The organism is Klebsiella indica (assembly GCF_005860775.1).
Taxonomy (GTDB): domain Bacteria; phylum Pseudomonadota; class Gammaproteobacteria; order Enterobacterales; family Enterobacteriaceae; genus Klebsiella; species Klebsiella indica.
This window is the reverse complement of the sequence record NZ_VCHQ01000026.1, coordinates 225,747-239,739: the sequence shown is the minus strand read 5'-3', so window position 1 is coordinate 239,739 and position 13,993 is coordinate 225,747. Positions and strand designations below refer to the sequence as shown.

Here is a 13,993-nt window from a genome sequence, read left to right as displayed (position 1 = left end):
TCCTGTACGCGGAGGACCGGATGTTATCGGCTTTATCCTCGTCAGCGGAAAAACGAATCGACGCTAACCCAACGTTTACCGACAAGGACCGTCAGCGCGATTATTGCAACCACGGCAGCCAGATGGGTAACAAAGTCCAGCGAATCCAGATGTACCGGATGACAAAAGGCCAGCAGGCTTACCGCCAGGCTGGCAATCCCCAGCCCGGCCATCGCCAGGTTGCGAACCGGGTGCAGCGTGCGGGTACGTCGCAGACTGGCAATCATCAGCGCCATCATCGGCGTGCTGACGGCCAACAGAAAGGTAAAGCAGTGGATGCTATCGTCATCATGGATTGGCGATGCGTCGCCGTGCATCGCGCGCAGGCTTAATCCAAACCACATCAGCCCGATGGGGAGCAGCGCTTTCCCGCTGAGCGTTCGCCGCCCGGCAATGCTCATCGCGAAGGCGTTGCGAATCGCCAGCGTGCCAAGCAAAAATGCCAGCAGGAGCTGGGCGATGGCCCAGGCGGCACCGGGTTGTGACCAGTCGGTCAGATCGCGCGGCAGCAGGCAACTTACGACGATAGCGCAGGGAAGGGCAACGCCCATCCAGCTCACTACCCGCCAGCCGGTCGGCTGCGGGCGTCTGACCGGCTGTATGTCGCGGCTAAGTTTTTCAATCAACAGATTATGATCGGTCATGATGGGCTCCAGAACGGCGCAGATTCTTCAGCGCCCGATGCAATAGCGACTTTACCGCCGCAACGCTCAGATTGTTATGCGCGGCGGCCTCGGTCAGGCTCATTTCATGCAGGTGAACATGCTCCACGATCTCACGCTGGCGTGCCGGGAGTTGACGTAAATAGCCTGCCAGCTCTTCCTCGCGGTCCAGATGCTGGGCTGCGTGCGCAGAAGAAGGGACGTCAGGCAGTATTTCGTCGTTGGTTTCCCAGCGCTGACGACGACCGCGCCGACGCAGGGTATCGATGGTGCGCGCCGAGATAATGGCCATCAGCCAGGGCAGAAATGGAAATGCCGGATCGTAGGTATGGCGAACCCGATGTACCGTCAGCAGCACATCCTGAATGACATCTTCAACTAATGCTTCATCGCTGATGTGTTTACGTACCTGCGCGCGGATCACGGATACCAGCGCTTTTAATAAACGGGTATAGGCGAGGCGATCGCCAGCCTGTGCCTGCGCCATGAGCACAGGCCAGTTTTCGCGTGCGTTGTCGTTTGTTTGCATAATCCGCCTTGTGCTATGACGCTTTTTTACGCGCGGCCTGGTGCAGCGCGTTGATCACGATGCCGGGCGTCAGCACCTGCGGCAGGACCTGCGGTTGGCCGCCATCGGCGGGATAAACCACGTACAGCGGCAGACCGCCCTGGCCGAAGTGATTAAGCGCATCATCGACATCCGGGTTAAATTTTGTGGAGTCGGCGACCATATACAGCGTACCGGTTTTCGCCAGCGCCGCTTTTACCGCCTGAGTGGAAAGCGAGGTTTTCTCGTTGACCTGGCAGGTGATGCACCAGGAGGCCGTGAAGTTGACAAAAATCGCTTTGCCATGCCCGCGCTGTTCGGCAACGGACTGCGGCGTCCACTTCTGCGCCGTCACTTCAGCGACTTGCCTATCACCGGAGGATTTCATCACCCCCGGCAGCGGTGCGATAACGGCGGCCACCAGCGCCGCCGTCACAACGAAAAGCGCTTTATGCCCTTTGCCTTGAAAACGGCGCTGCTGGGCTATGCCATACAGCCAGGCGGCAAAACTTAGCACCACGGAGGCGGCGAGCAATGCGCCCAGCGCGGTGGTTCCGGCCTGTTGCGCCAGCACCCACACCAGCCAGGCATAAGCGCCGAACATTGGAAACGCCAGAATACGTTTAAGAATATCCATCCAGGCGCCGGGCCGCGGCAGCAGCTTTGTCAGCGGCGGGAACAGGGAGATCAGTGTAAAAGGAGCCGCAAAGCCCAGCGCCAGGAAAATGAAGACGATCAGCGCCACCTCTGGCGGCTGTACCAAAGCATAACCTATCGCGCTGGCCATAAACGGGGCGGCGCACGGCGTGGCGACCACAATCGTCAGCGCCCCGGTTAGCGCGGAGCGAGTAAATGCCCCGCGGCCTATCTCCAGCGCGCCGACACGCTGCGCTGCTAACCCGACTTCAAACACGCCCAGCAGGTTAAGCGCCGCGGCGAGAATAATCAACGCAAGCAGGCTGATCACCAGCGGCGACTGTAGCTGAAAGCCCCAGCCAACCGCCGTGCCCCCTGCGCGTACCGCCAGCAAAATGGCGGCCAGCGCCACCATAGTGATTACGACGCCCAACAAAAATCCCAATCCCTCGCGGCGGGCATGGGCGGCGTTATCCGAATGGCGTAGCAGACCAAGCGCTTTCAGTGAAATCACCGGAAAAACGCAGGGCATAAAGTTAAGGATGATGCCGCCGATAAAGGCGGCCAGCATGGCAGTTAACATCGCTGGCCTCTTTGTTTAGTGGGATTGCGGATGAGACGCGTCGTACTGCTTAACCGCCGCGAGCGTTTTTTCAATGTGCGTTTCCGGATTTCTGTCAGTGTAGCTCAGCAGGATGTCGCCATCAGGCGCAATAACATAAGAGGTACGGTCAGAAAGCGTTTTGCCTTTCATTTCTATCAGTGTCTGATACCGGGCTGCGACTTTGGCGCCTGGATCTGCCGCCACGGCGAATTTGTCGCGGCACTCCAGTCTGGAGAAATCACTCACCTGCGCGGTGTTGCCTGCGGTGACGCCCACCACCGTGGCACCCATTTTATTGAAATCATCGGTGGCTTCGGCAAAGTCATGCGCCTCAATGGTACAACCCGCGCTGAAGGCGGCCGGGAAGAAGTAAAGCACGACCGGCCCTTTTTGCAGTGCCTTTTTGAGCGAGAAGGTCAGGGGTTTACCGGCAAGGGCGCCCTGTAGCTCGAAGTCAGGGGCTTTGGCCCCCACCGGTAACGCAGCGTGGGCGCTGAACGCAGGTAGCGCGATAACAGCGGCGAGGGTCAGGGTGGAAACGAGAGTGTGTAACGATTTCATTATCAGCTCCTGCGAGGTATGAACGCTCTGGTTCGGGTAGACTCAGTTATTCAGTTCGCAGGAGCAGGGAGAAAAGTTGCGCGCGGGTGAAAATTTTTTAACACGGCATGAACCTAACCGTGTTCAGTGTTCGATGATTGTACGCGGCCCGGCTGACTCGTGTTCTGTTACGACACTATATTGTACGTCACGATCGCCAGAATCGGGTTGCGGCAATGTTTATCAGGCAACGGGGCTCAGGGGCGTGAATTACTCTCCCCAGCGGGACTTCAGATAGTTAACGGCCTGCTGGGTTTGTGGCTGATTAAGATAATTTTCTCTGAACAAAATAGTGCCCTGAATTTGCGGTATCGACGCGTTTAAATCAAGCTGCTTTTTCAGTTCCGGCACGCCGCCGTTCACCATCCAGTCCGGCTCATTTTTCGACGGTTCGCCAACTTTATACAGCGCCACGCCAATATAGAGGCGGGTATGCGTTGGTTTCACCACATCCGCCCACCACTTTGCCAGCACATCGTAACGGGCGGCGCTGCGGGAAAAAGGCCAGTACAACTGCGGCGCGATATAGTCCAGCAATCCCAGTTGCACCCAGCGGCGGGTGTCGGCATAAGACTCGTCGTAGGCCGCCGCGCCGCGAGTGTCGGAACCGGCGGAGTCGTGCGAGCGATTGCGCCAGACACCCGCCGGGCTGACGCCGAATTCGACATCGGGATTGATTTGCTTGATGGTGCGCGAAACCTGCTCAATCAGCAGCTGCGTGTTGTGTCGCCGCCAGTCCGCTTTTGTGGCAAAACCCTGACCATATTGCTGAAATGTCCGGTTGTCGTTCAGGGGCGATCCCGGCGTTTCGCTATAGAAATAGTCATCGAACTGGACGCCATCCACCGGATAGTGCTGTACCACTTCCGCCACAATGCTGGTGATCCAGTCACGCACCTGCGGAATACCGGGGTCGAGAACGAAGCGATCCCCGGCGGTGCGGATCCATTCCGGATGCAGGACATAGACGCTGGCGGGAACCTGTGCCAGCGTCGCTTTCAGCGCTTCTACGGTTTTCGGGCGAGTATTGGTCGAAACGCGATAGGGGTTAAACCACGCATGAACGCGTATCCCGCGTTTGTGCGCTTCGTCCAGCATAAAACGCAGCGGATCGTAGCCCGGATCCTGACCAATTTTCCCGGTCAGCATATCGGACCACGGCAGAATTTTCGACGGCCAGAGGGCGGTCGCGTCGGGTTTTACCTGAAAGAACACGGTATTAATACCGAGACTTTTTAATTTATCCAGCTTGGCGATCAGGGATTGCTGCTGCATGGCGATACGGCGGCTGGCATCGATATTGCCATTAACCGATGCCAGCGGTGGCCAGTCGAGCCGCGATACGGTCGTCAACCAGACGCCGCGTACCGGCTCATGGCTTTTCGGCAAAATGGACGGTTTGCTGGCTGGCGGGAGCGGGGTGACAAGGGATGCGGGGGGGTTACTGCGGCAACTGGCCAGTAACAGCCCCGCAGCAATTGCAATGACGGATATATTTATTTTATTCAACAGAAAGCTATGACCGCGGATCATCATATATGCCGACTTTTTCTGGTCGTGACGTAGGGGGCTATTTTCGTATTATGCGGCGTTAAGTCAACCGCTTAGATGACCGGCGCGGCAGTTTACGCCGTGAAGCCTTAACCCCGTCAGCCCGGCAGTCCATGGATCTTGCCGCGTTCCCGGGTCAGCCTGGTTATCTGGGCCGGGAACGCGGCTTCCCCGGCCCGATTTTTTTACTGTTCCGCTTTTTGCTGCCAGCCGCCGCCAAGCGCGGCAATCAGCTCAACGCTGGCGACCCACTGCGTGCTTTGCAGTGACAGCAGACTTTGCTGTTCGCTCAGACTGCTGTTTTCGGTTGTGGCAACGTCAAGATAGTCAATCATTCCCGCCTCATACTGATTACGGGTGACTCTCGCTGATTCCTGCGCCGCCACGGTGGCCCGCTGCCGGGAAAGGATCTCGCCTTGCAGAACGCGTAGCTCAACCAGATAGTCCTCCACCTCCTGCAGCGCTTGCAGAACCGTTTGCCGGTAGCTGGCGACTTTCGCGTCATAGTTGGCGCGGGCCTGAGCGACTTCCGCCGATGTCGCGCCGAAGTCCAGCAGCGTACCGCTTAATGCCGGGCCGAGCGACCAGATACGGTTTGGCAGCGATAGCAGATTGTGTATCGCTGAGGAACTGACGCCGCCGCTGGCGCTTAAGGTCAGGTCCGGGTAATAACCGGCGATGGCGACGCCCACCGCCGCGTTCGCCGCCGCCACATCACGCTCTGCTTCGGCAATGTCCGGACGGCGCTGTAGTAATTGCGCGGGCAGCGTTTGCGGAATGGCCGGAAGCGTGGCCTGCATGTTACTGACCGGCAGGCTGAAATCCGCCGGCGCTTTCCCGATCAGCAGGGCAATGGCGTGTTCCAGCTGCGCGCGCTGCCACTGATAATCCTGGGCGGAAGCGCGAGCGCTCTCTAACTGCATCTGCGCCTGCGCCAGGGTGGCCCGCGATTCGCTGCCCACCTGATATTTGTTGTTTATCACCGTCAGATAGCGTTCATAAGCGTCGATACTGCGCTGATACAGAGCGATTTTTTCGTCCATTACTCGCAACTGGAAATAGTCCTGCGCCAGCTCGGATTGCGCGCTGAGGGTGATATTGGCCAGTTCCGCGGCACTGGCTTCGGCGCTGGCGCGGTTTTCCTCGACCGTGCGGCGTAGTTTGCCCCACAGATCCAGTTCCCAACTGGCGCTAAGCTCGGCGGTGTGCGAATTGCCGGTGGTGCGTTGCCCGCTACTGTGGCTACTGCTGCGCGTCGAACTGGCGTCATAACTGAGGGACGGGAAGAGTTCGGCCCGCGACTGGGCCACCAGGGCCTGCGCTTCTCTGTACTGCGCGGCATAGCTGGCGATATTCTGGTTAGAAAGACTCACCTGACGCAACAGGCTGTCAAGCTGCGGATCGTGGTAGACGGCCCACCACTCTCCCTTTTTGACATCATCCTGCGGCACCGCCTGCTGCCATCCTTTGGCTTCTTTATAGTGTAAAGGCAGGGGCATTTTCGGCCGCTGATAGTCCGGGCCGACGGTACAGCCAGTGAGGAGTAATACGCAGATGACGGAAGTCATCGATAATGACATTTTCATTAATCAGGATCCTGCATGACGAACGCGATGCCAGTGATGTCGGACCGCGCGACTAAGCTTATCTAGCCAGAGATACACTACCGGCGTGGTGAAAAGGGTCAGTAGCTGGCTCAGAGCCAGTCCACCGGCAATCGCCAGGCCCAAAGGACTGCGTAAATCAGCATCGCCACCGCTGCCTAACGCCAAAGGCAGGGCGCCGAAGAAGGCGGCAAGAGTGGTCATCATAATCGGGCGGAAGCGCATCAGGCAGGCCTGAACAATCGCCTGCTGCGGCGACATGCCCAGCCGCCTTTCGGCATCAAGGGCGAAGTCGATCATCATAATGGCGTTCTTTTTCACAATCCCGATTAGCAAAATAATGCCAATGAGCGCGATAACCGTCAGTTGAGTATTGGTTAACAGCAACAGCAGCAGAGCCCCGACCCCCGCCGATGGCAGAGTGGAGAGAATGGTCAGCGGATGGATGTAGCTTTCGTACAACACGCCCAGCACGATATAGATGGCGATCAGCGCCGCGACAATGAGCCACGGCATGGTTGTCACCAGGTCGGCATAGGCTTTAGCGGTGCCCTGAAAGCCGGCCTGCACGCTTGAGGGCAGGCCGATTTTCGCCATCGCGTTATTGATCAGAACCTGCGCCTGCTCCAGCGAAACGCCGTCGTTAAGGTTAAAGGCGATAGTGCTGGTTGCGGACTGGGACTGGTGCGCAACCGACAGCGGGGCATTGCTGCCGACAAACCGGGCAAAGGCGGAAATCGGTATCCGGTCGCCGTCATCATTGATCACATATAACTCGCTCAGTATCGCAGGATCGCGTGTGTACTTATCGGACAACGTCATGACCACATGGTACTGGTTCAGAGTGTGATACAGGGTGGCGATTTGTCGCTGGCTGAAGGCGTTATTCAACATCTCATCAAGCATTTTGACGTTAACGCCGAGCCGTGTGGCGCGGTCGCGATCGATCTGGATAACCATCTCCTGCCCCCCGGTTTCAGAGTCCGAATCCACGCTGTTGAACTGCGGAATAGCCGCCAGCGCCGCCTGTACCTTCGGCGTCCATTCGCGTAGCAGATCGAGATCGTCGGCCTGCAGGCTGTATTGATAGCTGGCGTTGGCGCTGCGCCCGCCGATGTGTAAATCCTGAGCGGCCATCAGGAACATTTGCGCGCCGGGAACATGATTGGTTTTCATACTCAGGCGGTTGGCTACTTCGGTGGCCGTTGCGTCGCGCTGATTAAAATCCTTCAGCCGGACAAAGAAGTTAGCGGTATTGCGCGAGCCGAACATGCCGCTGCCCATTGATGACATCACGCTGTCAACGGCCGGATCGGCCTCAATCATTTTGGTGAACATCTGCACTTTCGGCTCCATCGCCTGGAAGGAGATATTCTGATCGGCGCGTACCGCCCCCATCAGCAGGCCGGTGTCCTGGTTGGGAAAGAAGCCTTTCTGTACCACGCTATAAAGAAAAATATTCAGCATCACCGTCAGCAGCAGGCTAAACATCACCAGCTTCTGGTGCGCCATTACCCAGTGCAATCCCCGTGAGTAGGCAGCCAGCAGGCGGTTAAGTTGATTCTCGATCCATTGATAAAGTGGGTGAGGCCGTCGGGTGACCGCCGGTTTTGCTTTCAGAAGCCGTGAACAGAGCATCGGGGTCAGGCTGAGGGAGACAAACATCGAGATCAGCAGCGCGACGCTAAGCGTGACCGCGAATTCGCGAAACAGTCGTCCGACAATACTGCCCATCAGCAGAATCGGGATAAATACCGCCAGCAGCGAGACGGTCATCGACAAAACGGTGAAACTGACTTCACGGGAACCACGCAGCGCCGCGCGCAGCGGACTGAGGCCCTCTTCAATATGGCGGGCGATATTCTCCAGCACCACAATCGCGTCATCGACCACAAAACCGGTGGAGATGATCAGCGCCATCAGGGACAGATTATCGAGACTGTAACCGAGCAAATACATGACCGCGCAGGTGCCGATCAGCGACACCGGCAGCGCCAGCGCCGGGATCACCACCGCCTGTAGATTGCGCAGAAAAACGAACACCACCGCGATAACCAGCAGCACGGCGATCAGCAATGTTTCCTCTGTCTCATACAGCGACTCACGCACGGTGGTGGAGCGATCGACCACCACTTTTAGTCGGGTATCGGCAGGCAGGTTTTTTTCCAGCGCGGGCAGCTGCGCCTTAATCGCATCAATCGTCTGCAGCATATTTGCGCCGGCCTGGCGCATAATGCCGATCATGACCGCCGGACTGCCGTTAAGAAAACCGGCCTGATATTTATCTTCGACGGAGTCGTACACGCGGGCGACATCGCTCAGGCGTAATGTTTTGCCGTTGCGATAAGCAATAACCAGATCGCGGTATTGCGCCGCTTTATCGAGCTGACCATTGCTGTCCACCACCCAGGACTGATTGTTACCCTGTAACATTCCTTTCGGCAGATTGGTTGTGCTGTCGGCAATGGCGCTGCGTACGGTATCCAGTGAAATACCGTATTGGCTGAGTTTATTCGGCTGCAGATCGATACGCACCGCAGGCAGCGCGCTGCCCATTAATGAGACTTCGCCGACGCCTTTTACCTGTCCAACGGCTTGCTCTATTTGGCTTTCCGCCAGATCGTACAACTCCCCTGGGGAGCGTGAGGAAGAGGTCAGCGCCAGCATCACAATAGGGGCATCGGACGGGTTGGCTTTACGGTAGGTCGGCAGTGACTCCATACTGCTGGGCAGCAGGCTGCGGGCGGCATTGATCGCCGCCTGGACGTCGCGCGCCGCGCCGTTAATGTCGCGGTCGAGATCAAACTGTAAAATAATGCTCGACGAGCCCTGCGAACTGGTCGAAGTCATTTCGCTGATTCCGGCAATTTGTCCAAGGGCGCGTTCCAGCGGTGTGGCAACGGTCGCCGCCATGGTTTCCGGGCTGGCGCCAGAGAGGCTGGCGCTGACCATAATGGTCGGGAAATCCACCTGCGGCAGAGGCGCGACCGGCAACAGCCGATAACCTAATCCCCCTAACAGCAGGATCCCCAGCGTGATCAGCAGTGTGGCAACCGGGCGAAAAATAAATAACCGGGTCAGATTCATTGTTTCTCTTGCGCCTGCTGTTTACGTTTTACCCAGCGTCTGCCGTGTGCGGCGAGACCATCAAACCACAGGTAAATAACCGGCGTGGTAAACAGGGTGAGTATCTGGCTGACCACCAGGCCGCCGACAATCACCAGGCCCAACGGCTGGCGCAGCTCGGCGCCAGAGCCGGAGGCCAGCATCAGCGGTAACGCGCCCAGCAGTGCCGCCATGGTGGTCATCATGATCGGGCGAAAGCGCAGCAGACAGGCCTGATGTATGGCTTCCCGCGGACTGAGGTGCTGCTTGTATTCCGCCTCCAGCGCAAAGTCGATCATCATGATGGCGTTTTTTTTCACAATGCCAATCAGCAAAATGACGCCAATCAGGGCTATCAGGCTGAAATCGGAACCTGCAAGCATCAGCGACAGCAGCCCGCCGACGGCCGCCGATGGCAGCGTGGACAGGATCGTTACCGGATGAATAAAGCTCTCATACAAAATACCCAGTACCACATACATGGTGAGCAACGCGGCGAGGATCAGCCACAAGGTGTTGGCGGTAGCGCTCTGGAACGCCGCGGTTTCGCCCTGGTAGCGCAGGGTGATACTGGAGGGTAAGCGCAGTTGTTCGACCGTCTCAGCGATCGCTTTTTGCCCGTCCCCCAGGGAGTAGCCATGATTGAGGTTAAAGGAGATCATCACCGCCGGGAACTGATTCAGACGCATATGCATCAGCGAACCGGTACGCTGGTGGATGGTGGCGATCGAGGTCAGTCTGACCAACCCGGTGCTGCTGCTCTCTGTAGGGGCGTCGGATGATGATGTGGTTGACGATGTTGATGATGTCGATGTGCTATCACTGTCGCTACTGCTGTCGCTGCTACTGGTTGATGACGGCTGTAGCCAGATATCGTCAAAAGAAGCCGGAGACTGCTGATACTTCGGCGCGACTTCCAGCACGACGCGGTACTGATTGGACTGAGTAAAGATGGTGGACACCAGCCGCTGGCCGAAGGCGTTATACAGCGCGGTGTCGACATCGGATGCGGTAATGCCGAAGCGGGCGGCTTTATCGCGATCCAGAGTGACATAGGCCACCTGGCCCTGGGACTGCAGATTACTCACCACGTTGTTGAATTCGGGGCGTTTTTGCAGTGCGGCGACCAGTTGCGGCGTCCAGGTGATGAGATTCTCGCTGTCAGTATCATCCAGGGTGAACTGGTACTGACTTGGCGTCACCTGGTCATTGACGGTTAAATCCTGCGCTGGCTGCATGTACAAACGGATCCCGACCACCGATTGCGCCGCCTGCTCCAGTTGGCGGATAATCGCTGCGGCTTTTTCATCACGCTGATCAAAAGCGCGCAGATTGATCTGAATTCGACCGCTGTTGAGGCTGGTATTGCTGCCGTCGATACCAATGGTCGAGGAGACGCTCTGCACAGCCGGATTCTGAAGAATGACTTTCGCCAGCGCCTGCTGCCGTCTGGCCATCTCGTTAAATGAGACATCCTGAGAAGCGATCGTCACTCCCTGAATCAGGCCGGTATCCTGCACCGGGAAGAAGCTTTTGGGGATAATGATATAGAGCAGGGCCGTTATGGCAAAGGTCGCCAGTGCCGCCAGCAGCGTCAGTTTACGATGGTTAAGCACCACGGTAAGCAGCCGATCGTAATAGTGGATCACCGCGTCGAATACTGCGCCGCCTTTGCGCGCAAAGCGCGACTGTTTTTCTGGTGGAATATAGCGCAGCAGATACGCGCACAGCATGGGCGTCAGCGTCAGCGAGACCACCATCGACACCAGAATCGATACCGCGAGGGTAATGGCGAACTCGCGAAACAGGCGTCCAACCACATCGCCCATAAACAGTAGCGGGATCAGGACCGCAATTAGCGAAAAGGTCAATGAGATAATGGTAAAGCCGATCTGTCGCGACCCCTCCAGCGCCGCTTGCATCGGAGGGGCGCCTTCTTCCAGACGGCGGGAAATATTCTCCACCACCACGATGGCATCATCGATGACAAAACCGGTGGCGATAGTCAGCGCCATCAGCGACAGGTTATTGAGGCTGAAACCAGCAAGATACATGACGCCAAACGTGCCGACCAGCGACAGCGGTACGGCAATGCTGGGGATCAGCGTTGCCGCCACGTTGCGCAGAAACAGGAACGTCACCATCACCACGAGGGCGATAGAGAGCATCAGTTCAAACTGTACATCATGGATCGAGTCGCGGATTGTCTGGGTACGATCGGAAAGAATGGTCATCTTAACGCCGTCCGGCAGCGCCGCCTGCAATTGCGGCAGTTTCGCTTTAATATCATCCACAACCTGAATCACGTTGGCGCCGGGCTGGCGCTGAACGCTAATGATAATCGCCGGACTGTTATTGGCCCAGGCTGACTGGAAGCTGTTTTCCGGCCCCTGTTCAATATGGGCGATATCCTTCAGGCGCAACGCCGCGCCGTTCTGGTAAGTCAGGATCAGGTTGCCATATTCCTGCGCGGTGTGAAGCTGATCGTTGGCATCAATAGTGACCGAATGGTACTGGCCATCAAAACCGCCTTTCGAACCATTAACGTTGCTGTTGTTGATCAGGGTGTTGACGTCTTCCAGCGTCAGCCCGTGGGCCGCCAGCGCGTTGGGGTCCATTTGTACGCGAATTGCCGGTTGATGACCCCCCGCCAGCGTCACCATCCCGACGCCGGAAATTTGTGACAACTTCAGCGCAACCCGGGTATTGACCAGATCCTGAATACGGAGCAAGGAGAGGGTATCGGAACTTGCCGCCAGGGTGATCACCGCGTTATCCGCCGGATTCACTTTTTTATAGGTCGGCGGATTTGGCAGGTCATCCGGCAACAGGTTATTGGCGGCGTTAATGGCTGCCTGCACTTCCTGCTCGGCGACATCCAGCGACAGATCGAGCGAGAATTTCAGGGTGATGATCGATGAACCGCTGGAACTGGTGGAGGTCATCTGGCTCAGACCGGACATCTGCCCTAACTGGCGCTCCAGCGGTGATGTTACCGCTGACGCCATTACATCAGGGCTGGCGCCGGGGTAAAGGGTGGTAACCTGGATGGTTGGATAGTCAACCTGCGGCAGGGCCGAGGTTGACAGAAAGCGGTAGGCGAAAATTCCGCTAATCAGCACCCCCAGCATCAGCAGGATAGTGGCGACCGGACGTTGAATAAAGAGACGAGATGGGTTCATTTGGCGCCAGCCGTCGCAGATGTGGGTTGCTGAGTGTCGCCCACAATTGAGACTTTACTGCCGTTGCTCAGTCGGTCAATACCTTCCGTCACCACGCGCTCGCCGGGCGCGATCCCCGTCAGGATCACCTGCTGATTATTCTGCCACGTCGGGCCCAGGGTGACGGTCCGGCGGGTGACGGTATTGTCTTTGTTAATCACATAGACAAAATTGCCATCACTACTGAGCTGTAGTGCCTGAGTGGAGACGACCGTCGCCTTTGGCAACATACGGGTCTGTAAACGCAGATTAACGAACTGGTTAGCGTATAACGCTTCATCATCGTTAGGAAATTCCGCTTTAAGGGTCACGGTGCCGGTACTGGTATCGATCTGGTTGCTGATAAATTTCACTGCGCCTTCGGCCAGCACGCGGTTGCCGTCCTGATCTAAGGCGGCGGCGGGTAACGTCTGACCACGGTGCAACACGTTGGCCAGCGTGGGAATATAGCTTTGCGGGACGCTAAAGGTAACCGCTGCAGGCTGCATTTGGGTGATGGTGACCAGCCCAGTGGAGCTGGAACTGAATATCATATTGCCGGGATCGACCAACCGCAGACCGACGCGTCCGCTGACCGGCGCGGTGATGCGGGAGTATTCGATATTTAACTGCGCGCTGGCGATCTGCGCCTCATCGGCTGCGACGGCGCCGCGATACTGGCCGACCGTGGCAATTTGTGAATCCAGATCCTGGCGGGCCAGTGAGTCCTGGGCATACAATTTTCTATAGCGCGCCAGCGTCAGTTCGGCGCTTTGCAGCAGCGCTTTGTTTTCGCTCAGTTCGCCCTGATACTGCTTCAGCGTTGCCTGGTAGGAACGCGGGTCGATTTGCGCCAGTAGCTGGCCCGCCTGGACCTTTTGCCCCTCAGTAAAGTAGACCTTTTCCAGTTGACCATCGACCCGGCTGGTGACGGTCACCGTGGCATTGGGAATGACCGTGCCAAGTGCATTGAGGTAAACCGGAACATCTGCCGTTGTTGCCGTCGCGCTATGGACCAGCGTCGTACCGCCGCCCATTTTGCCCATCGGCCCGCCAGGCGGAAAGTCGCCGCCGCCCATTTTTTTCCCCATGGGCAATAAGCGCCATATCACACCGGCGATAATTAACAGCACACACAATATCAATAACCATCTAAACCAATGGCGGCTTCGGAACAGCGGAATGTTCTTTTTCATTACGGTCTTCAAATGTCAGATGAATAAATAGCAACCACTTATATGCACAATTCAGTGAAGGGAAAGCGAAGTAGCATGAAATTTTGTGAACACGTTACCTGTAAATAATGGAAAAAATATGGATATATTAATAAGATCGCATTGGCTGACTGTCCAGTATCCGGTGCGATTCAGTTAAGATCGTCAGCGGCTTTTTATGCTGTTTTGCGTGCCCGCAAGAATCGCGTTTTTCAGCGGGTTGTACGGAAT

At 57.0% G+C, this 13,993-nt stretch carries 9 protein-coding genes; all 9 read right to left on the bottom strand.

All coding sequences use genetic code 11. From position 1 onward, the window contains the following. Positions 1-41: 41 nt before the first annotated feature. The gene (locus FE839_RS19040) at positions 42-683 is read right to left on the bottom strand and encodes an NrsF family protein (protein WP_138362336.1); all 642 of its coding nucleotides are present in this window, start codon (positions 681-683) and stop codon (positions 42-44) included. After that, positions 670-1,230, bottom strand: a complete 561-nt coding sequence (locus FE839_RS19035) for an RNA polymerase sigma factor (RefSeq protein ID WP_138362335.1) — start codon at positions 1,228-1,230, stop codon at positions 670-672. The genes FE839_RS19040 and FE839_RS19035 overlap by 14 nt, the downstream gene beginning before the upstream one ends. A 13-nt stretch (positions 1,231-1,243) precedes the next feature. Continuing rightward, positions 1,244-2,467: a protein-disulfide reductase DsbD family protein gene (locus FE839_RS19030; protein ID WP_138362334.1), complete on the bottom strand. Its 1,224-nt coding sequence runs from the start codon at positions 2,465-2,467 to the stop codon at positions 1,244-1,246. 15 nt (positions 2,468-2,482) lie between these two features. Next, complete coding sequence (locus FE839_RS19025; protein ID WP_138362333.1) at positions 2,483-3,049, bottom strand: peroxiredoxin; 567 nt, start codon at positions 3,047-3,049, stop codon at positions 2,483-2,485. 249 nt (positions 3,050-3,298) lie between these two features. Continuing rightward, positions 3,299-4,624, bottom strand: coding sequence for a glycoside hydrolase family 10-like protein (locus FE839_RS19020; protein ID WP_138362332.1), 1,326 nt, complete (start codon positions 4,622-4,624; stop codon positions 3,299-3,301). A gap of 200 nt (positions 4,625-4,824) precedes the next feature. Beyond that, a complete protein-coding gene (locus tag FE839_RS19015) occupies positions 4,825-6,225 on the bottom strand; it encodes an efflux transporter outer membrane subunit (protein ID WP_374043509.1) in 1,401 nt (466 codons plus the stop codon). 3 nt (positions 6,226-6,228) lie between these two features. Beyond that, positions 6,229-9,330 (bottom strand): multidrug efflux RND transporter permease subunit, encoded by a 3,102-nt coding sequence (locus FE839_RS19010; protein ID WP_138362331.1) that lies wholly within the window; start codon positions 9,328-9,330, stop codon positions 6,229-6,231. Beyond that, positions 9,327-12,530, bottom strand: coding sequence for an efflux RND transporter permease subunit (locus FE839_RS19005; RefSeq protein WP_138362330.1), 3,204 nt, complete (start codon positions 12,528-12,530; stop codon positions 9,327-9,329). Before FE839_RS19005 ends, FE839_RS19010 begins: the two co-directional genes overlap by 4 nt. Continuing rightward, positions 12,527-13,744, bottom strand: coding sequence for an efflux RND transporter periplasmic adaptor subunit (locus FE839_RS19000; protein ID WP_138362329.1), 1,218 nt, complete (start codon positions 13,742-13,744; stop codon positions 12,527-12,529). Before FE839_RS19000 ends, FE839_RS19005 begins: the two co-directional genes overlap by 4 nt. Positions 13,745-13,993 lie beyond the last annotated feature (249 nt).

Coding starts and splice junctions, on each gene's coding strand:
- FE839_RS19010 (WP_138362331.1), bottom strand. CDS start 9,330: ATGAATCTGACCCGGTTATTTATTTTTCGCCCGGTTGCCACACTGCTG.
- FE839_RS19025 (WP_138362333.1), bottom strand. CDS start 3,049: ATGAAATCGTTACACACTCTCGTTTCCACCCTGACCCTCGCCGCTGTT.
- FE839_RS19040 (WP_138362336.1), bottom strand. CDS start 683: ATGACCGATCATAATCTGTTGATTGAAAAACTTAGCCGCGACATACAG.
- FE839_RS19000 (WP_138362329.1), bottom strand. CDS start 13,744: ATGAAAAAGAACATTCCGCTGTTCCGAAGCCGCCATTGGTTTAGATGG.
- FE839_RS19015 (WP_374043509.1), bottom strand. CDS start 6,225: ATGAAAATGTCATTATCGATGACTTCCGTCATCTGCGTATTACTCCTC.
- FE839_RS19030 (WP_138362334.1), bottom strand. CDS start 2,467: ATGTTAACTGCCATGCTGGCCGCCTTTATCGGCGGCATCATCCTTAAC.
- FE839_RS19020 (WP_138362332.1), bottom strand. CDS start 4,624: ATGATGATCCGCGGTCATAGCTTTCTGTTGAATAAAATAAATATATCC.
- FE839_RS19035 (WP_138362335.1), bottom strand. CDS start 1,230: ATGCAAACAAACGACAACGCACGCGAAAACTGGCCTGTGCTCATGGCG.
- FE839_RS19005 (WP_138362330.1), bottom strand. CDS start 12,530: ATGAACCCATCTCGTCTCTTTATTCAACGTCCGGTCGCCACTATCCTG.